At 68.0% G+C, this 18,810-nt stretch carries 19 protein-coding genes; 4 read left to right on the forward strand and 15 right to left on the reverse strand.

What is annotated here, in order from left to right; translation table 11 throughout:
* Window positions 1-177 precede the first annotated feature (177 nt).
* The 12 genes from lysS to ftsH form a co-directional block, all read right to left on the reverse strand.
* The gene (gene lysS / locus AC2VOG_RS20515; RefSeq protein WP_486941656.1) at window positions 178-1,701 is read right to left on the reverse strand and encodes a lysine--tRNA ligase; all 1,524 of its coding nucleotides are present in this window, start codon (window positions 1,699-1,701) and stop codon (window positions 178-180) included.
* Window positions 1,702-1,752: 51 nt separating this feature from the next.
* Window positions 1,753-2,565 (reverse strand): type III pantothenate kinase, encoded by an 813-nt coding sequence (locus AC2VOG_RS20520; RefSeq protein ID WP_065040518.1) that lies wholly within the window; start codon window positions 2,563-2,565, stop codon window positions 1,753-1,755.
* Window positions 2,566-2,567: 2 nt separating this feature from the next.
* Window positions 2,568-2,984 carry an aspartate 1-decarboxylase gene (gene panD / locus AC2VOG_RS20525; RefSeq protein WP_486941657.1) on the reverse strand — a complete coding sequence of 139 codons (417 nt, stop codon included), beginning with the start codon at window positions 2,982-2,984 and terminating at the stop codon, window positions 2,568-2,570.
* Window positions 2,984-3,919, reverse strand: coding sequence for a pantoate--beta-alanine ligase (panC, locus tag AC2VOG_RS20530; RefSeq protein WP_486941658.1), 936 nt, complete (start codon window positions 3,917-3,919; stop codon window positions 2,984-2,986). The genes panD and panC overlap by 1 nt, the downstream gene beginning before the upstream one ends.
* On the reverse strand, window positions 3,916-4,818 hold the full coding sequence (locus tag AC2VOG_RS20535) for a Rossmann-like and DUF2520 domain-containing protein (protein ID WP_486941659.1): 903 nt from the start codon (window positions 4,816-4,818) through the stop codon (window positions 3,916-3,918). The genes panC and AC2VOG_RS20535 overlap by 4 nt, the downstream gene beginning before the upstream one ends.
* Before the next feature lie 128 nt (window positions 4,819-4,946).
* Window positions 4,947-6,239 (reverse strand): DUF6779 domain-containing protein, encoded by a 1,293-nt coding sequence (locus AC2VOG_RS20540; RefSeq protein ID WP_486941660.1) that lies wholly within the window; start codon window positions 6,237-6,239, stop codon window positions 4,947-4,949.
* 192 nt (window positions 6,240-6,431) lie between these two features.
* Window positions 6,432-6,917: a DUF3180 domain-containing protein gene (locus tag AC2VOG_RS20545; RefSeq protein ID WP_486941661.1), complete on the reverse strand. Its 486-nt coding sequence runs from the start codon at window positions 6,915-6,917 to the stop codon at window positions 6,432-6,434.
* A complete protein-coding gene (folK, locus tag AC2VOG_RS20550) occupies window positions 6,917-7,435 on the reverse strand; it encodes a 2-amino-4-hydroxy-6-hydroxymethyldihydropteridine diphosphokinase (RefSeq protein ID WP_486941662.1) in 519 nt (172 codons plus the stop codon). The genes AC2VOG_RS20545 and folK overlap by 1 nt, the downstream gene beginning before the upstream one ends.
* Entirely contained in the window at window positions 7,432-7,821 is a 390-nt protein-coding gene (gene folB, locus AC2VOG_RS20555; RefSeq protein WP_486941663.1) for a dihydroneopterin aldolase, read from the reverse strand. The genes folK and folB overlap by 4 nt, the downstream gene beginning before the upstream one ends.
* Entirely contained in the window at window positions 7,814-8,650 is an 837-nt protein-coding gene (gene folP / locus AC2VOG_RS20560; RefSeq protein ID WP_486941664.1) for a dihydropteroate synthase, read from the reverse strand. The genes folB and folP overlap by 8 nt, the downstream gene beginning before the upstream one ends.
* Entirely contained in the window at window positions 8,647-9,225 is a 579-nt protein-coding gene (gene folE / locus AC2VOG_RS20565; protein WP_486941672.1) for a GTP cyclohydrolase I FolE, read from the reverse strand. Before folE ends, folP begins: the two co-directional genes overlap by 4 nt.
* A 16-nt stretch (window positions 9,226-9,241) precedes the next feature.
* Window positions 9,242-11,629, reverse strand: a complete 2,388-nt coding sequence (gene ftsH, locus AC2VOG_RS20570; RefSeq protein WP_486941665.1) for an ATP-dependent zinc metalloprotease FtsH — start codon at window positions 11,627-11,629, stop codon at window positions 9,242-9,244.
* 151 nt (window positions 11,630-11,780) lie between these two features.
* On the opposite strand from ftsH, the gene AC2VOG_RS20575 reads away from it, so the two are divergent.
* From AC2VOG_RS20575 to AC2VOG_RS20585, 3 genes are read left to right on the forward strand one after another with little or no spacing between them, the layout of a single operon-like run.
* Entirely contained in the window at window positions 11,781-12,743 is a 963-nt protein-coding gene (locus tag AC2VOG_RS20575; protein WP_486941673.1) for an alpha/beta fold hydrolase, read from the forward strand.
* Window positions 12,740-13,936, forward strand: a complete 1,197-nt coding sequence (locus tag AC2VOG_RS20580; protein WP_486941666.1) for an LLM class flavin-dependent oxidoreductase — start codon at window positions 12,740-12,742, stop codon at window positions 13,934-13,936. The genes AC2VOG_RS20575 and AC2VOG_RS20580 overlap by 4 nt, the downstream gene beginning before the upstream one ends.
* Window positions 13,936-14,952, forward strand: coding sequence for a zinc-binding dehydrogenase (locus AC2VOG_RS20585; RefSeq protein WP_486941667.1), 1,017 nt, complete (start codon window positions 13,936-13,938; stop codon window positions 14,950-14,952). Before AC2VOG_RS20580 ends, AC2VOG_RS20585 begins: the two co-directional genes overlap by 1 nt.
* Here AC2VOG_RS20585 and AC2VOG_RS20590 read toward each other — a convergent pair.
* Complete coding sequence (locus AC2VOG_RS20590) at window positions 14,942-15,823, reverse strand: SCO6745 family protein (protein ID WP_486941668.1); 882 nt, start codon at window positions 15,821-15,823, stop codon at window positions 14,942-14,944. The two genes, AC2VOG_RS20585 and AC2VOG_RS20590, sit on opposite strands and share 11 nt — an antisense overlap.
* A gap of 65 nt (window positions 15,824-15,888) precedes the next feature.
* On the opposite strand from AC2VOG_RS20590, the gene AC2VOG_RS20595 reads away from it, so the two are divergent.
* Window positions 15,889-16,632 (forward strand): SIMPL domain-containing protein, encoded by a 744-nt coding sequence (locus AC2VOG_RS20595; RefSeq protein ID WP_486941669.1) that lies wholly within the window; start codon window positions 15,889-15,891, stop codon window positions 16,630-16,632.
* 742 nt (window positions 16,633-17,374) lie between these two features.
* Here the strand turns inward: AC2VOG_RS20595 and AC2VOG_RS20600 are convergent.
* Together AC2VOG_RS20600 and AC2VOG_RS20605 are read right to left on the reverse strand one after the other, a co-directional pair.
* Window positions 17,375-18,277: a transposase gene (locus AC2VOG_RS20600; RefSeq protein ID WP_486941670.1), complete on the reverse strand. Its 903-nt coding sequence runs from the start codon at window positions 18,275-18,277 to the stop codon at window positions 17,375-17,377.
* Window positions 18,278-18,312: 35 nt separating this feature from the next.
* Entirely contained in the window at window positions 18,313-18,657 is a 345-nt protein-coding gene (locus tag AC2VOG_RS20605; protein WP_486941671.1) for a transposase, read from the reverse strand.
* Between the last annotated feature and the right edge of the window lie 153 nt (window positions 18,658-18,810).

An 18,810-nucleotide genomic window follows, 5' to 3' on the forward strand; every position in this document is an offset into this window, starting at 1 on the left:
TCGTCGGCGGCACCCTCACCATCGAAATCATCGATCAAGGTGACGGTCACTTTTTTCGCCATTGGTACCCCTTGGTTAGCTTTCGTGCGCGCAATCGTTGCGCAAGCCGTATTCGACCTCGCCGACTAATCTGCCATAAAAATTCGCCTGCTTCAACACAACAGGCTTCGGCGCAGTTCAGTTACCTTGACGACGAACAATCGGAAACAAAACGGTGTCTCTAATTGATAGACCCGTCAAGACCATCAACAGGCGGTCGATACCCATTCCGGTACCTGTGCAGGGCGGCATCGCGTGTTCCATCGCCGCCAGGAAGTCCTCGTCGAGCGCCATGGCCTCGTCATCCCCGGCGGCAGCTGCGCGGGCCTGGGCAGCGAAACGGTCGCGCTGCACCACCGGGTCAATGAGCTCGGAATAGCCCGTGGCCAGTTCGACACCGCGCATATAGAGATCCCACTTCTCGGTGACGCCTTCGATGCTGCGATGCTGACGAGTCAGGGGCGTGGTCTCGACCGGGAAATCCCGAACGAATGTTGGGGCGCTCAGAGCGTGGCCGACAGCATGTTCCCAGAGTTCCTCGACTAGTTTCCCGTGGCCATAGCCGCGATCTTTGGGAATTTCCACGCCCAGTCGATCCGCGATCGCCCAGAGGTCGGCCACCGAGGTGGCGGGGGTGATCTCCTCACCAAGTGCGGACGACAGCGATGGATACATTTCCACCGTCGCCCATTGGCCGTCAATGTCATAGATGCTGCCGTCGGGCAGCGGCAGTTGACGGGTCCCGATCACCTCATCGGCGACCTCTTGAATAATCTCGCGGGTAGCCACCGCCGAGTCGTCATAGGTGCCGTAGGCCTGGTAGGTCTCCAGCATCGAAAACTCGGGCGAATGCGTGGAATCGGCGCCTTCATTCCGGAACACCCGATTCAGTTCGAAGACCCGGTCGAACCCACCGACGACGCATCGTTTCAGGAAAAGTTCTGGTGCGATCCTCAGGAAAAGGTCCGCGTCGAGGGCGTTTGAATGGGTGACGAAAGGCCGGGCGGCCGCTCCACCGGCCAATGTCTGCAGCATCGGCGTTTCGACCTCAAGGAATCCGCGACGCTCAAGCGCGTTGCGCACCGCGCGAATGACCGCGATGCGCTGGCGGGCCACCGTACGCGCCTCCGGACGAACAATCAGGTCGACGTAGCGCTGCCGAACCCGCGACTCCTCGCTCATCTCCTTGTGCGCCACCGGCAGCGGACGCAATGACTTGGAGGCCATCTGCCAGGAATCCGCCAACACCGACAGCTCGCCGCGGCGGGAGCTGATCACCTCGCCGCGCACGTAGACGATGTCACCGAGGTCGACATCGGCCTTCCACGCCTCGAGCTCCTGCTCCCCGACACTGGCGAGGCTGATCATCACCTGAAGCTGGGTGCCGTCGCCCTCCTGCAATGTCGCGAAGCACAACTTGCCCGAGTTGCGGGCGAATACCACTCGCCCCGCGACGCCGACGACGTCGCCGGTGGCGGTGTCGGCGACCAGCTCGGGGTAACCGGCCCGGATCTGGGCGAGCGTGTGAGTACGGTTCACCGCCACGGGGTAGGGATCGCGGCCTTCGGCCAGCAACCGAGCACGCTTGTCGCGGCGGATCCGGAACTGCTCAGGGAGGTCGGATTCGTCCTGCGTGTCGGGGGCAACATCGGCGGAGCTCACGACCCGCCAGCTTAGAGGAACAGGGGCTAGAGAACGAAAAGCCGGCGGCGCTCAGCGCGCCGGACGGAGCCTGCCCCGCTGGCTGTCCCGGTTGCGTTCGAACACCAGCCGCAGTCCGTCCAGGGTCAGATTGGCGTCGTGGTGGTCGACCGTCTCCAGATCGGCCAGCAACAGCGGCGCAGAGTGGCCGGTGGCGACCACGGTCACGTCGTCCCCCGCGCCAGCGGCCTCCTCGCGGACCCGGCGAACCAGACCGTCGACCAGGCCGGCGAACCCGTAGACCGCGCCGGCCTGCATACATTCGACGGTGTTCTTGCCGATCACCGAGCGCGGCCGGGTGAGTTCGACCCGGCGCAGTCCGGCGGAGCGGGCAGCGGCGGCGTCCGAGGAGATCTGGACGCCGGGCGCGATGGCACCGCCGAGGAACTCCCCCTTGGCCGAAACCACATCGACGCAGATCGACGAGCCGAAATCGACAACGATGGCTGCCGTCTTGAACTTGTGAAATGCGGCCAGCCCGTTGACGATCCGGTCGGCGCCCACTTCCTTAGGGTTGTCCACCAGCAGCGGGATCCCGGTGCGTACCCCGGGCTCGATCAACACGGCGGGGACCGAGGGCCAGTACTGGTCGAGCATCAGCCGAACTTCATGCAGCACCGACGGGACCGTGGACAGCGCGGCGGCACCGGTGAGTTGTTCGCCGTCATCTCCGATGAGTCCATCCAGAGTCAACGCCAGCTCGTCGGCAGTGATCTCCGCCTCGGTCCGAATCCGCCACTGCTGCACAACGTTTCCGTTGTCACCGGAACCGGAGATCAGGCCGATGACAGTGTGGGTGTTGCGGACGTCGATCGCCAGCAACACGGCTAGTGCACGCTTCTGGGCGACAGCAGATCCGAAACGTCATCGGGCACGAAGGCCGGGTCGTCACCGAGGTCCACCTGCTTGTTCTCGGCGTCGACGAACACGATCCGCGGCCGGTAGTGGCGGGCCTCGGCGTCCTCCATGGTGCCGTAGGCGATCAGGATGACCAGGTCGCCGGGATGCACCAGATGCGCTGCCGCACCGTTGATTCCGATGACACCGCTGCCCCGCTCGCCAGTGATGGCGTAGGTGACCAGTCGGGCGCCGTTGTCGATGTCGACGATCGTGACCTGCTCACCCTCGAGCAGGTCAGCAGCGTCCATCAGATCGGCGTCGATGGTCACCGAGCCGACATAGTGCAGGTCGGCATGAGTGACCGTGGCACGGTGAATCTTCGACTTGAGCATCGTCCGAAACATCAATTCCTCCGGGTTTGTGCGGCTAACGCCACGTCGGCGTCGATGGGAAGTCCGAGCGTGACCGCCGCGTTGTCGAGCAGTCGGGTCGAGCCGACCCGGGCGGCAATCAACAGGCGTCCGGTTCCGTCGGTGGGCGCCGGGCCGAGGTCGACTCCTCGAACCTGCAGATAGTCGACGTCGACGGCAGGCACCGCGGACAACACCGCGGCGGCGGCATCCAGGGCCGCTTGTGCACCGGCCGCGGCCGCGCGCTCACCGGCAGCCAGGGCGGCCGACAGAGCCGTCGCCGCTTCGCGCTGAGCCGGGTTGAGGTAGCGATTGCGCGAAGACATCGCTAGACCGTCGGACTCGCGCACAGTGGGGACGCCCACCACCGTCACGTCGAGGTTGAGGTCGGTGACCATCTGGCGCACCAAAACCAACTGTTGATAATCCTTCTCCCCCAAGAACACCCGGTCGGGGTTGACGATCGACAGTAATTTGGCGACCACGGTGAGCATGCCGGCGAAGTGGGTCGGGCGCGCCGCCCCTTCGAGTTCGGCTCCCAGCGGTCCCGGGTGCACTGCGGTGCGAGGTCCGTTCGGATACATGGCCGCGGCAGTCGGCGTGAAAACCAGGTCGACCCCTGCGGCGCGCAGCGCAGCCGAGTCGTCGTCCAGGGTGCGCGGGTAGGCGTCCAGGTCCTCTCCGGCGCCGAACTGCAGCGGGTTGACGAAGATCGACACCGCCACCACCGAACCGGGCACCCGCTGCGCCGCGCGAACCAGCGACAGGTGACCTTCATGCAGGGCGCCCATGGTCGGCACCAGCATCACCCGGCGACCGGTCGACCGCAGCGCGCGGCTGACCCGGGCGACGTCATCAGGGCGTTCGTAGACGTTGAACCCGCCGGCGGTGAAGGTGGGCTGCGGGCCCCGGACGGTATTCGAGCTCATCGAGCCAGCACCTCCAGCACGTCGTCGGCGGCACCCGCGCGGTGCGCCGTGCGCAGGGCGTTGGTGCGATAGGCCTCGGCCAGGTCGGGGTCCACGGCGGCCAGCGCCCGCAGGTGCCGGGCCAGGGTGGCCGAGTCGCCACGGGCCACCGGACCGGTCAGCGCGGCCCGACCGTCGCGCAGGGTGTTGGCCAGCGCGGCGCGCACCAGTGGTCCGAGCACCCGCTCGGCGATACCGTCGGGGTCGTCGGCCACAGTCGCGCCGAGCCGCCCCGGCAATGCCGCCCGCAACGCCACCAGCGCATCGTCGATCACGGTGACCACGTGGTTTCCGCCGTGGCAGAGCGCGGCGTGGTAGAGGGTGCGGGCGGACTCCTCGACGCGGAACGGCTCAGCGCCGATCTCGAGCGTCAGTGCCTCGGCGATGGCGAAGCCGATCTCGTCGGCAGCGGTGATACCGAAACAGCTCTCGGACAACCGGTCGATGTCCTCATCCGAGCCGGTGAAGGTCATCGCGGGATGGATGGCCAGCGGCAGGCAGCCCTGCTCGGTCAGCGGCGCAAGCACGCTGATCCCGGTGGCCCCGGAGGTGTGCACAACGATCGTGCCGGCGCGCACGGCGCCCGTGGCGGCCAGACCGGACACTATGCCGGCCAGTTCGGTGTCGGGGACGGCGAGCAGCAGCAGCTCCGCGTCCGCGGCAACATCGGGCGCCGGCAGGATCAGGCTGTCGGGCAGTCGGCGGTGGGCGCGCTGCCGCGACTCCTCGGAGATGGCACTGCAGGCCACCACGACATGCTCGGCGCGCTCCAGCGCAACACCGAGTGCGGTGCCGACGCGGCCAGCCGAGATGACGCCGACCTTGAGCCGGGCGGGCCGCAGTCCGTCGAACTGCGCCATGCAGACGACCTCACAGGTTCTCGTGGTTTTCGTTCCAGTCCCGCGTTGCGGGTACCGGACGGTCGCCGGTGAGTCTATCCCGATCGGTCCCGGCGCTGCGAGTGACGTTGGTCGCAGTCGAGCGGGGATCAGTCCTCGCGGCGGCGGTGCCGGCGACCCTCCGTCGGGGTGGGCTGCAGCCGGGCCAGCAAGTCAGCCACCGACTGGCCGCCGGTGCTGGGGCCGTCAGTGCTCACGTCGGCGCCTGCGGAATGCCGGGACGCGGCCCCACCGACGTGGGCGGGAGCTGCCGGGGCGGCCGCCTGCGGCTCAGCGGCTACCGGTGGCACCCGGTCGAGCGGCGTCGGCTGGGCATGGCCACCGCCCGACTCCGCCGCGTGCCGGGAGCGCGCCCGACGGCGCCCCCCTCCCTCGTGGCGTGCCGGCTCGGCGCCGTTGGCCGGACCGGCGGCGGATTCGGCCGGGCCGGAGTGGCGACCGCGGCGGTTCGGCGCTTCGGCGCTCTGCTCGGACACGCCGTGCCGTCCGGCTTCCGCCGGAACATCCGCCGACCAGTGACTGCCGGGAGCGCCCGGCGGCAACCATTCTCCCTCGGCGCCAACGGGTTTCCAGGATGGGGTCGGCACGGCGGCCCGGGGAGGAGGCTGCGGGGCAGGTGGCGGCGGCTCCGGCTCGCGGCGGGGTTCCGGCGCGACGAAAGGCTGCGGCGGTTGGGCCCAGCGGGCGGCGGCCGGTTGTGACGGCGGGGCCTCCTCGGGGGGCCGGGGTGATTCGTCGGCGCTACGGCGATGCGAACCGCGGCGGCCCTCGACGTGCGGCGCCTGCGGTTTCTGCGGAGCCTGGGGCAGGGGGCTCCCGGCGGCCGGGATCCGCACCTCCGGAACGTCGATGATCGGGTTCTCCGCGGTCTCGGTGACCGAGTCCGGCGGGTAGCTCGTGGTGGCCGCCGACGCGACCCGGGTGGCGCCGGTGTGGGGTTGCTCAGCGGAGCGCGCCCAGTCGCTGTAGGCACGGACCGCGGTCCGCTCAGGCTCAAGGGCCGGCCGGTGGCTCAGGTCGGCGTCGAACAGAATCTCCAGGTTGGTGCGCAGCGCGGACAACTCGGCGCGCAACGCCGCGACCTCGTCGGCGGCCTGTGCCCGCAGTTCTGAGGCCAGTTCGCGGCGCAGCTGGGATTCCACCGTCAGCTCGTACTCGCGACGCGCGGAAATCTCCCGATCGAGTTGCAGGTCGTAGACCAATTTCAGGTCTCGGGCCCGAGCCTGGTCCACATCGCTTTGCCGCCGATAGATCACCGAGACGAACGCGGCGGCGACCGCGGCCCAGAGCGCGATGATGACGGCGAGTTTGAGCAGCTCCACGCGACTGGTGAACACCAGCGCCGAACTCGCGGCGATCGCAAGGATCAGCAACGCCGTCATCAATGTCCAGCCCGGCCTGCGAACTCCACGCCGACCCGGGGCGCGGGACAGGACCGAATTCATCTGCGCCGCTCTCCCCCGCAAGCGGGAGGTGCCCCCTCCTCGCCGCTCTGTCCCGTACCGTTGCTGGCGCGCATTGCCCGACTGTACCTGTACGAGGTCAATCCGCGTGTCGCCCCACTCCGGCGATTCTCACCCGGGTTGGTTTCCGGTCAGCTCGGTGGGCGGGCACGGATCGTCCGGCGATTTGCAGCGGTTCTGCAGCCACAGCGCGGCGATGAGCAGAGCCAGCGCGCTGGCCGCGGCGACCACGGCGCCGCCGGTGTCCTGGGCCGCAACCTGCAGCGTGGACCGGCGCGGCAGCAGATAGCCGAGCACACCAAGCCAGAAGCCCAGCACCAGCGCCCCCATCCAGGCCGACGCCTTGGCGACCACCACGGTGCGAGCCACCGCGAGCGGATGCAGCCGGCCGGCCCCGGCGCCGATCTGGCCGTCGTCGATCTTCGCCCCGACGTAGCGACCCCACGCCCCCTCGGCGATCGCGACCGCCAGCAGCGATATTCCGGTCCACACGGTGATGGGCGGGAACCATCGATACAGCAGCGGGACCGCCAGGTAGCTGATGATGGCGACCGCGGCTGCCGCGGCGGCCACGTCACGTTTGCGAGTCGGGCCCATCAGAGCTGCAGCACCAGGTCGGTCAGCGACACACCGGCACGCTCAGCCGGTTCCAGCTCGTCGAGCAAATCTGTCACCGCACGCGGTCGGCCGTCTACGGCCAGTCGTGCCTCCGGCTCGATCGATAACCAGGGCACCAGGACGAACGCACGCAGATGGGCCCGCGGGTGGGGCAGGGTCAGCGCGTCGTCGTCGGATCGCACCTCGGTCCCGTGCAGATCGCGGTAGCTAATCACGTCGACATCCAGGGTCCGTGGCCCCCACCGCTGCGTGCGCACCCGCTCGGCCGCCTGCTCCAGTTCGTGCGCCCGGCGCAGCCAGCCGTGTTCGTCGGCGGCCGGATCTTCGACGATCAGCACCGCGTTGAGGAAGGGCCCCTGTTCGACGCCGCCCCATGCCGCGGTCTCGTACACCCCCGAAACCGCGCGCACCGCTGGGCGCAGGCCGTCGACCGCCGACTGCAGCAGGGCCAACCGGTCCCCCAGGTTGGACCCGATGGAAAGCACCGCACGGCTCACGCCGGCACCACCCTGCCGCGTCGATCGCTGCGTGAGCGCCGGGCCACCACCGCAACGTCGGCGAAGGTGAGCGGGATCGGGGCGTGTGGCTTGTGCAGCGCCACCTCCACGGCCTGCACCCGCGGGTCGCCCATCACCTCCTCGGCGATCTCGGCGGCGACGGTCTCGATGAGATCGCGAGCCGGGCCCGCGACGATATCCGCGGCGCGCTGCGCGAGCTGTCCGTAGTCGTAGGTATCGGCCAAGTTGTCGCTGGCTGCCGCAGCGGCGAGGTCCATCCAGACCGTGATGTCGACGATGAAGTCCTGACCGTCGGCACGCTCGTGCGCGAACACACCGTGGTTGCCGCGAACCTTCAAGCCGCGCAACTCGATCCGATCAGTCATCGCTTGCGCCTCCTTGATTCCAGGCTTCCAGGACTCGTAGCGCGTCGACCGAGGCCCGCACGTCGTGCACCCGCACGCCCCAGGCGCCGTGCAGCGCGGACAACGCCGATATCACCGCGGTGGCCGTTTCGCGCTCGTCGGGCGGCCGCGGCGTGCCGTCCTCGCTCGCCAGCAGCGTACCGAGAAACCGCTTACGTGACGCGCCGACCAGCACCGGCATACCGAGGTCGACCAATTGCGGCAACCCATGCAGCAGTGCCCAATTGTGTTGCGCGGTCTTGGCGAAGCCCAGACCGGGATCGACGATCAACTGCGCCGGATCCACGCCGGCGGCCACAGCCGCGTCGACGGCTGCGAGCAGATCCTGACGGACCTCGGCAGTGATGTCGCCGTAGCACTGCACCCGGTGCGGATTATCGGGATCGACCGGCCGCCAGTGCATCAGCACCCATCGGGCACCCGAAGAGGCCAACAGCGGAGCCATGGCGGGGTCCGCCGCTCCCCCGGACACGTCGTTGACGATCGTGGCGCCGGCGTCCAGCGCTGCTTCAGCCACGGCGGCATTCATCGTGTCAACGCTGACCGTAATACCTTGGTCAGCAAGTTCTTTCACCACCGGGACCACTCGCTGCGCTTCCGCCCGCGGGTCGGTGCGCACCGCGCCGGGCCGAGTCGATTCGCCCCCTACGTCGATGATCGCCGCACCCTGGCCCGCCAGCTCTCGGCCGTGCGCCACGGCGCGATCGACGTCGAGGTAGCGCCCGCCGTCGGAGAACGAATCGGCGGTGACGTTGACCACCCCGACGACCAGCACGCGTGTCTGGCTCACTTGCGCCGAATGAGTTCCAGGGCCTCAGCGCGCGACGTGCTGTCGGTTTTGAACTGCCCGCGGACCGCTGACGTGGTGGTGATCGCGCCGGGCTTGCGCACTCCGCGCATCGCCATGCAGAGGTGCTCGGCCTCGACCACCACAATGACTCCGCGCGGATTCAGTTTGCGCATCAGGGCGTCGGCGACCTGTGCGGTCAACCGCTCCTGTACCTGCGGCCGCTTCGCGTAGAGGTCGACCACCCGTGCCAGCTTGGACAGACCGGTGATCCGGCCGTCGTGGCCGGGGATGTAGCCGACGTGGGCGACACCGTGAAAGGACACCAGGTGGTGCTCACAGGTCGAGTAGAGCGGGATCTCCCTGACGATCACCAGCTCTTCGTGCTGCTCATCGAAGGTGGTCTCCAGCACCGCGTCGGGGTCGGTGTAGAGCCCGGCGAACATCTCCTGATATGCCCGCGCCACCCGAGCCGGGGTGTCGAGCAGACCCGGGCGGTCGGGGTCTTCGCCCACCGCGAACAGCAGCTCGCGCACGGCGGCCTCAGCCCGCGCCTGATCGAAAATTGTCGACGTCATCGTCGACCCCGCTTTCTCAATCACCGGACGGCTGCTCGGACCGGTTGTTCTCCGTGCCGTGACCGCCGCCGTCTGCCTCACCGGACGATGCCGGCGGTGGCGGCGGCTGACCCGCACCGGGATACGGCTGGGGTTGGTGCTGATACGGCGGGTAGTGCTGAGCGGGCGGATAACCGCTGGGTGGCCAGTGCTGGGGCGGATACCAGTAGCCGCCCTGCTGCGGGGGCTGCGCCTGCTGCTGCGAAGGCGGCCAGCCGGGTGCGTGCCAGCCCGCCGGGGCGCCGTAGTCGGGCTGGGTGCCCGCGTCACCGCCGGCGGGCACACCGTTGCTGCCGTTGGGACCGGATTCGCCCGCCCGGGCCGCCGCCTCGCGCGACGCCTGAGCGATGGCGGCCTTGAACGCCGGTTCCGGCTTCGGCTGTGGCCACGGCTCGCCTCGCTCGATGGCCAGCTCACCGGGGGTCTTGATCGGCGGCTTGTCGGATGGGACACGCCCGCCGAAGTCGTCGAACGCCGTCAGCCGGGGCCGCTTGTTCACGTCGCCGAAGATCTTCTCCAGGTCGGCGCGGTGCAGCGTCTCCTTCTCCAACAGCTCACCGGCCAGGATGTCGAGGACGTCGCGGTATTCGGTGAGGATCTCCCAGGCCTCAGTGTGCGCGGCCTCGATGAGCTTGCGGACCTCGTCATCGATGTCGCGGGCCACTTCGTGCGAATAGTCGGCCTGCTTACCCATCGCACGTCCGACGAACGGGTCGCCGTGGTCGGTGCCGTAGCGAACCGCGCCGAGCTTGGCGCTCATGCCGTACTCGGTGACCATGGCCCGCGCGACCGCGGTGGCCTTCTCGATGTCGGAGACCGCGCCGGTGGTCGGCTCGCGAAACACCAGTTCCTCGGCGGCGCGCCCGCCCATGGCGAAGACCAGCTGAGCGATCATCTCCGAGCGGGTGCGCAGTCCCTTGTCTTCCTCGGGCACTGCCACCGCGTGCCCGCCGGTACGGCCGCGGGCCAGGATGGTGACCTTGTAGACCGGGTCGATGTCGGGCATCGCCCACGCCGCCAGGGTGTGGCCGCCCTCGTGGTAGGCGGTGATCTTCTTCTCGTGTTCGCTGATGATCCGGCCCTTGCGCCGGGGGCCGCCGATCACCCGGTCCACCGCTTCTTCCAGGGCCGCGCCGGTGATGACGGTGCCGTTCTCGCGCGCGGTCAGCAGCGCCGCTTCGTTGATCACGTTGGCCAGGTCGGCGCCGGACATGCCGACGGTGCGCTTGGCCAGCCCGTCCAGGTCCGCGTCGGGGCCGATCGGTTTGCCCGCCGAATGCACCCGCAGCACCGCCCGCCGCCCGGCGATGTCGGGGTTGGTCACCGGGATCTGGCGGTCGAACCGGCCGGGCCGCAGCAGCGCGGGGTCGAGGATGTCGGGCCGGTTGGTGGCCGCGATCAGGATGACCCCGGCCCGCTCGCCGAAGCCGTCCATCTCCACCAGCAACTGGTTGAGAGTCTGCTCGCGCTCGTCGTGTCCGCCGCCCATGCCGGCGCCGCGCTGGCGACCGACCGCGTCGATCTCGTCCACGAACACAATGCACGGGCTGTTCTGTTTGGCCTGTTCGAACAGGTCCCGCACCCGGGAGGCGCCGACACCGACGAACATCTCCACAAAGTCCGAGCCGGAGATGGTGAAAAAAGGAACACCGGCTTCTCCTGCTACGGCGCGGGCCAGCAGCGTCTTGCCGGTGCCGGGCGGGCCGTAGAGCAGCACACCTTTGGGGATCTTGGCGCCCAACGCCTGGTAGCGGCCCGGGTTCTGCAGGAAGTCCTTGATCTCGTAGAGCTCTTCGACCGCCTCATCCACGCCGGCGACGTCGGCGAAGGTGGTCTTGGGCATGTCCTTGCCCAACTGTTTGGCCCGGGATTTGCCCATGCCGAAGCCCATCCGGGCGCCGCCCTGCATTCGGGAGAACATCACGAACAACCCGATCAGCAGCAGCATCGGCAGCATGTAGATCAGCAGTGAACCGAGCAGGCTGCCCTGGTTCACCACGGTGTTGATCTCGGCCTTCTTGGCAGTCAACGCGGTGTAGAGCGGAACCGCGTACCCGGTCGGGTACTTGGTGATCAGCTTGTCGACCTTCTCGGCGCGGCCGGGCTTGTCGGCTTTACCCGACTTGCCGGCTTTGTCGGTCACCTCAACGCTGGTGAGCGGGGTCTTCAGGACCAGGCGCAGCTGCTGTTCGCGGTCGTCGAGCTGGGCGCTCTTGACGTTGCCACTGTGGATCTGGGCCACCGCCACCGAGGTGTCGACCGGTTTGTATCCGCGGGTGTCATCGCTGAAATAGAAGAACGACCAACCGAGCAGCAACACCACTGCGATCGCGGTTACGGTGCGGATCACGTTTTTGCGATTCATCAGACATCGGCCGGGCGCGGCCAAATCCTTCCAATACATGCAGCTGGGCATGTTCAGGCTACCGTCCCTTGCGGTTTACCTGCCTGGCCGGACTCGGGAACCCTGTTCGATAGCGGCCCGGTTGTGCTTTGGTGTGACGGTGGCGCCCGCAATCGAACGAGCAACTCAACGATTCGTCGACACCAACGGCGTGACCCTGCGGGTCACCGAGGCGGGCGAGCGCGGTGCGCCGGTGGTGTTGCTGGCGCACGGATTCCCAGAATTGGCCTTCTCGTGGCGCTATCAGATCCCGGCACTGGCCGACGCGGGATTCCACGTACTGGCACCCGATCAGCGCGGATACGGCGGCTCGTCGCGACCCGACGAGATCGCCGCCTACGACATCCACGCGCTGACCGGGGACCTGGTCGGCCTGCTCGACGACGTCGGAGCCGACCGTGCCGTCTGGATCGGCCACGACTGGGGGGCGCCGGTGGTGTGGAACGCCGCCCTGCTGCACCCCGACCGGGTGGCCGCGGTCGCGTCACTGAGCGTGCCCCCGACACCGCGGCCCCAGCAGCAGCCGACCCAGGCGTGGCGGCAGCTGTTCGGCGACAACTTCTTCTACATCCTCTACTTCCAGCAGCCCGGCGTCGCCGACGCCGAACTCGACGCAGACCCGGCCCGCACCATGCGCCGCATGCTGGGCAGCCTGAGCCCCACCGACAAGGCCGCGGCGCTGCGGATGGTGGCCCCCGGAGCGGAGGGCTTCATCGATCGGCTGGCCGAGCCCGACCGGCTGCCGGGCTGGATCAGCCAAGCAGAGGTGGACCACTACATCGACACCTTCACCCGGACCGGTTTCACCGGGGGACTGAACTGGTATCGCAATTTCGACCGCAACTGGGAGACCACCGCGCACCTGGCCGGGGCCACCACCGATGTCCCGGCGTTGTTCATCGCCGGAACCGCCGACCCGGTGCTGTCGTTCACCCGCCGCGACCGGGCCACCGAGGTGGCCACCGGACCCTACCGCGAAGTGCTCATCGAAGGAGCCGGCCATTGGCTGCAACAGGAACGCCCCGACGAGGTGAACGCGGAACTGCTGGAGTTCCTGGCGGGCCTACCGGCATGACGACGCGGCCTCCGCTGCGGTTCGGGGTTTTTATCACCCCGTTTCACGCGCTGGGTCAATCACCCACCGTCGCACTGGAATACGACCTGGAGCGGGTCGTCGCGCTGGATCGGCTCGGGTTCGACGAGGCCTGGTTCGGCGAACATCACTCCGGCGGGTATGAGCTGATCGCCTGCCCCGAGGTGTTCATCGCGGCGGCCGCCGAGCGCACCAAGCACATCCGGCTGGGCACCGGGGTGGTCTCACTGTCCTATCACCACCCGCTGATGGTGGCCGATCGCTGGGTGCTGCTGGATCATCTGACCCGGGGCCGGGTGATGTTCGGCGCGGGGCCGGGCGCACTGCCCACCGACGCCCACATGATGGGCATCGACCCGGTCGAGCAGCGCCGGATGATGCAGGAGTCCCTGGAGGCAATTCTGGCGTTGTTCCGGGCCGAGCCGGGCGAACTGGTCACCCGGTACTCGGACTGGTTCACCCTGCGCGACGCGGCGTTGCACATCCGCCCCTACACCTGGCCGTACCCGGAGATCTCCACGGCGGCGATGGTTTCCCCGTCCGGCCCGCGACTGGCCGGCACGCTGGGCACCTCGCTGCTGTCGCTGTCGATGTCGGTGCCGGGTGGCTTCGCGGCACTGGAGAACACCTGGCAGGTGGTTCGCGATCAGGCCGCCAAAGCCGGGCGTAACGAACCGGACCGCAACGACTGGCGGGTGTTGAGCATCATGCACGTCGCCGACACCCGCGAGCAGGCGGTGGCCGACTGCACCTACGGTCTGCAGGATTTCGCAAACTACTTCGGCGCGGCCGGATTCGTCCCGCTGGCCAGCGAGGTCGAAGGTTCACCGCAGACGCCGACCGAGTTCGTCGAGGCCTACGCCGCGGCCGGAAGCTGCTGCATCGGCACCCCCGACGACGCGATCGAACACATCACCGATCTGCTGGAGCGCTCCGGCGGATTCGGCACCCTGCTGTTCCTGGGACACGACTGGGCGTCACCGGAGGCCACCTATCACAGTTACGAACTGTTGGCCCGCAAGGTGATTCCACACTTCAAAGGCCAACTCGCCGCACCCAAGGCCTCACACGAATGGGCCAGGGGCATGCGTGACACGCTGTTCGGCCGGGCCGGTGAGGCGATCAAGAACGCCGTCGTCGAGCACGTCACCGAGTCGGGCGGTGGGGCGCGTTGATGCGCGCCGCGGTGCTGCGCGACGGGCGGATGATCTACCGCGACGACGTGCCGGAGCCGACGCCCGGGCCGGGCCAGGTGCTGGTCGAGGTGACGGCCTGCGGCATCTGCGGATCCGATCTGCACTTCGCCGCGCACGGCGACCAGGTACTGGCCGCGACGCGGGCCATGTCCGGCAGTCCCTCCTCCGAGGCGTCGGTCGACCTGTCCGCCGACATCTTCATGGGCCACGAGTTCAGTGCGCGGGTATTGGAGGCCGGCCGCGACACCGACACCTTTGCACCTGGAACGCCGGTCACGTCGATTCCGGTGCTGTTGGCCGCCAAAGGTATTGAGCCGATCGTCTACTCCAACACCACGGTGGGCGGCTACGCCGAGAAGATGCTGCTGTCGGCTCCACTGTTGTTGGCCATCCCCAACGGCCTGGACCACCGGCACGCCGCACTGACCGAACCGATGGCGGTCGGGCTGCACGCGGTGAACAAGTCCGGTATCGCGCCCGGCGAGACCGCGCTGGTACTGGGCTGCGGCCCGATCGGGATGGCGATCATCGCCGCGCTGCGGAACCACGGGGTGGAAGACATTGTGGCCGCGGACTATTCACATGCCCGGCGCGAGCTGGCGACGGTAATGGGCGCGCATCGGACACTCGATCCGGCGCAGGGGTCGCCGTTCGACACCGTCAAGCCGAAGGTGATCTTCGAGGCGGTCGGCGTGCCGGGCGTCATCGACGACGTGCTGCGGCGCGCGCCGGTAGGCGTCCGACTGGTGGTCGCGGGGGTGTGCATGGAACCCGACACCGTGCACCCCTTCTACGGAATCGCCAAGGAGATCAGCATGCAGTTCGTCTTCGCCTACGAACCGGCGGAGTTCGCCGCCTCGCTGCGGGCCATCGCCGAGGGACAGATCGACGTGGCGCCCTTGATCACCGGCGAGGTGGGACTCGACGGCGTGGCTGCGGCGTTCGACGACCTGGCCGACCCCGACCGACACTGCAAGATCCTGGTTACCCCGTAGCCGACGCTCCCAGCCACGCCTTCGGGAAGCCACCGGCGTCAACCAGCTGCTTCGACCACCCGCCCACCAGTTCCACCAATTCACCCATATCGTCACCGAGGCGGGCCACGATCCCGGCACATGCCGCATCGGTTGACGTCTCGACCGCCTCGCGCGCGGCGCGCCCGGCATCGCTGAGCACTCCGTCACGCGCCAGCCCGCGCTCGGCCAGCCGCTCCTCGCCCCCGGTCAAGTCGTCATCGCTCCACGCCCTGGACCGGACATACGTGCGCGGCGGAAATCCGCGATAAAGCTCGGTGACCAGGCCGATCTCGACGGCATCGAATCCGGCTGCAACCCAGGCGTTCACGTGCGCGTCGCCACGGAACTCGCGGAGTTGGTCAGCTAATAGCCAGGCATCGGTCAGCGGCTCGCCGACCAGCCCGTCGGCAACCAGCCCGGCGAACAGCGGCTTGCCCGCCATCGACAGACCGTCGGTTGCGCGACGCAGCAACTCCACCGCGCGCTCGATGCCGTCGGGAGCGGCGCCCAGGACCCTGCGCAGCTGGCCCACCGAGCCCTCGGTGCGCGCCGCGCGGATAGTCGGTGCGTCGGTCAGCTTCCAGCCGTAGCCGACGGCGGGAACGACCACCGCCGGATTGAACACCCCGAACGTCGCGGCGATCACCTCGCCGGGCGCCTGCCCCAACGCAGAGCCGCGGCTGCAGAAGTACGCCGGCCCGTCCGGCATTTCGACCCCATCGGTTGTCGCGGGGCTGGTACCGAAACCGAGGGCCGCGTAACCGCGATGACATTCCGGGGAGAAGTACACCTGGCCGGCGAACGGCTCGATGGCGCTGGACAGTGCTCGCGACGGCGCGGTGGTGGTCATCGCCTCAGTCTGCCGCACGGGTCTTTTTCGCCGGTGCGTGCATCGACTCCGATAGGGTGCCACTCATGCCGACACACAGTGCCCGGATGGTTCTCCGCTGGTCGATGACGCTGGCGCTGGCCGGCGTGGCCGCCCTCGCCATGGCCGGCTGCGATGCCGCGCCAGGCGGCGGAACGGACATCCCGCGTCAGGTGACCGTCGTGGGCACCGGCGAGGTCCAGGGGGTTCCGGACACGCTGACCACCGAGGCGGGCATCGAGTTCGTCGCCGGAGACGTCACCAGCGCGATGAACCAGACCAGCGAGCGTCAGCAGGCGGTGATCGACGCACTGGTGGATGCCGGCGTGGACCGCAAGGACATCAGCACCACCCAGGTCAGCCTGCAGCCGCAGTACGGCAATGCCGATGCCAGCGGGTCGGCGAACATCACCGGCTACCGGGCCGGCAACACCATCCGGGTCAAGGTCGAGCGCGATTCGGCCTCCCAGGTGCTGGCGGTGATCGTGCGAGCCGGCGGGGACGCCACCCGGATCAACGGGGTGAGCTACTCCATCGAGGACGATTCGGCCCTGGTGCGTGGCGCTCGGGAGCGGGCCTTCAACGACGCCAAGGACCGTGCCGAGCAGTACGCGCAGCTGTCGGGCCTGCGGCTCGGCCAGGTGATCTCGATCTCCGAGATCGCCGGCGGAACGCCGCCGCCGATGCCGGTGGGGATGCCGATGCCCCGCGCGATGGCCGCCGCTCCCCCGGTCGAGCCCGGTCAGCAGACCGTGAGCTTCACCGTGACGGCGGTGTGGGAGCTGAGCTAGACCTTTCGCCCACCTCGTGTGCGGAACCATCCAGATGGCCGCCGCGTACAGGTAGCATCCGTCGGATGCACAGGCTGGTATTGACGTGAAGAACCCCGTGTCCCTCGGGATTACAGCGCTCGGGGCGCTTGCCATGTGGTCGCAGCATTCTTGCCGTATGTCGAATCGGGGCGACTCCTCCCCATCGAGGGCAACACGCTGATTCAATCCGCCAATGGCTGGCGTTTGATCATCTCCGCCGCCGCCGCGTCTACCGTGCAGACAGCGGTACTAAGAGCGACCGGATCTGGGCGCGGATAATGCCGTTCCTGGGCGCCGCGTACCTGGTGCATCTCTGGGCCAACAAGGATGGGCGCACCGTGTATCCGATAGGGGTTGACGGAACGGACGCACCCGGCAGAGTGGCCAGCTTGGGAATCGGGTTCTACCTGGGCCGCGGTCGGCCTCGTCCTGGCGGTGGCCGGAACAACACTCTTATGGGACGCAATCAAAGCGCCAGCCAGGGATGAGCAAGGCGACGAGAACGACGAACCCTCTCCACATCCCGCTAGCAAGACCACACTCAGAGATCTGATTCCGCGCGACAAGGGGACCGCCGACGGCTAGTGACCGAAAGCCACGCCGGCCTTCTTGTCGCTAGTTGCCCGTATGCGCACATTGTTGATGGGTCAACGCGTGAGCGTCCGATGCCCTGAGAGATGACACGATTCCTGTCGGCCTGTCGGCCCCGAAGTGTCTTGAGTCAAGTAGATGGCAGGTTTTGGTTGTCTAGGTAGGCCTGCTTGGGGGTTCGGTCGTTGAGGGCTTGGTGTGGCCGGATGGTGTTGTAGATGATGCGGAAGCGGTGAGCTTCCATGTCGAGTGCGTCGCCGTCCCCGATGTAGCCGCGGAAGAGGTGCTCGTATTTCAGGGTCCCGAAGAAGCGCTCGATGACACCGTTGGTCTGCGGTGCTTTGATTCGGGTGCGGATGTGGCGCAGTAGTGGATCGTGCCCGGTGAAGAGGCTTTGGAAGTCTTTGCCGCGGTAACAGGGCCCGTTGTCGGAGACGACGGCGATGGGGGCGGGCATGTAGCCGATGACGTGCTCCTGGGTGTCGAGGACCTCCATCTGCCCGCGATCTAGCCGCAGGTCGGCCAGGTTCAGCACGCGGGCGGCTTCCTCGACCGCGAGTCGGATGCAGTGCACGGCGTCGACGCCGCGACCGGTGGGGGTGACGGTGATCGCCAGGCAGTACTTGGAGACGTAATCGATCACGGCGCTGATCCGCCAGATCCCCCCGTGGGCTGTTTCGAACTCGGAGAAGTCGGTCTGCCAGACCCGGTTGCGCTCGGTCGGCGGATCGTGAAACACCTGTCGACGCAACGCGGCCCATGATTTACGGTCGGCTCGGAAGCCTTGAGGCAGCAGCAGGCCGCGGCGCCGTAGCGCGCGTTGGACCGAGGAATTGGTGACCTCGTGGCCATCGGCACGCATCAAGGCTGCGATCTTGCGGTAGCCCCAGGCTGGCCAGGCTTCGGCGTATTTGGCGGCCAGGGCCTCAATACGGTCGACTTGAGGCGCCGGCCAGGGGCCTTTGGGTGGGTTACCGGCGCGCGCCCGAGCCAGGCGGCGGCGGTAGGTCCGCTCCGGGATGCCGGCGAGCAAGGCGAACCTCGAAACCGGCAGTTGAGCTGCCTCTCTTAGGGCTTCGAGGTCCTGGCAGGGACCTGATTGATCAGCGCGGCGCCGCGCTGCCAGATCCGCAACTGCACCGTCGCTTCAGCCAGCGCGAGCTTGAGCTGTTCGTTTTCCAACTGCAGCCGCCGCTGCTCAGGAGCGCCTTTGGCCCCGGCCGAGCCGCTGGGCACTTCCTGAAGTCGCTCAGCGCCAGCGGCGAGGAACTGATGCTTCCACTTCGTCATCGTCACCGTCGTGACACCGCAACGGCGCGCCGCTTCAGCACAGGTCATCTCCCCAGCCAACACAGCAAGGACCAAGCGGGCCTTCTCCTCGGCAGCGACCTTCGTCCGTCGCGATCGAGCCATCTCCACAACCTTCCAGCCATGGCCGCAGTTATCCACAACGTGCGACCCTGCCAAATAGTTTGAGTCAGTGGAGCACGCTATAATCGAACGTATGTTCGATCAGTCGCGGGTTCCGTCTCCGGAGTCGATCGCGCGGCTTAGTGAGCGGTTTGA

The organism is Mycobacterium sp. TH-M11 (assembly GCF_057473725.1).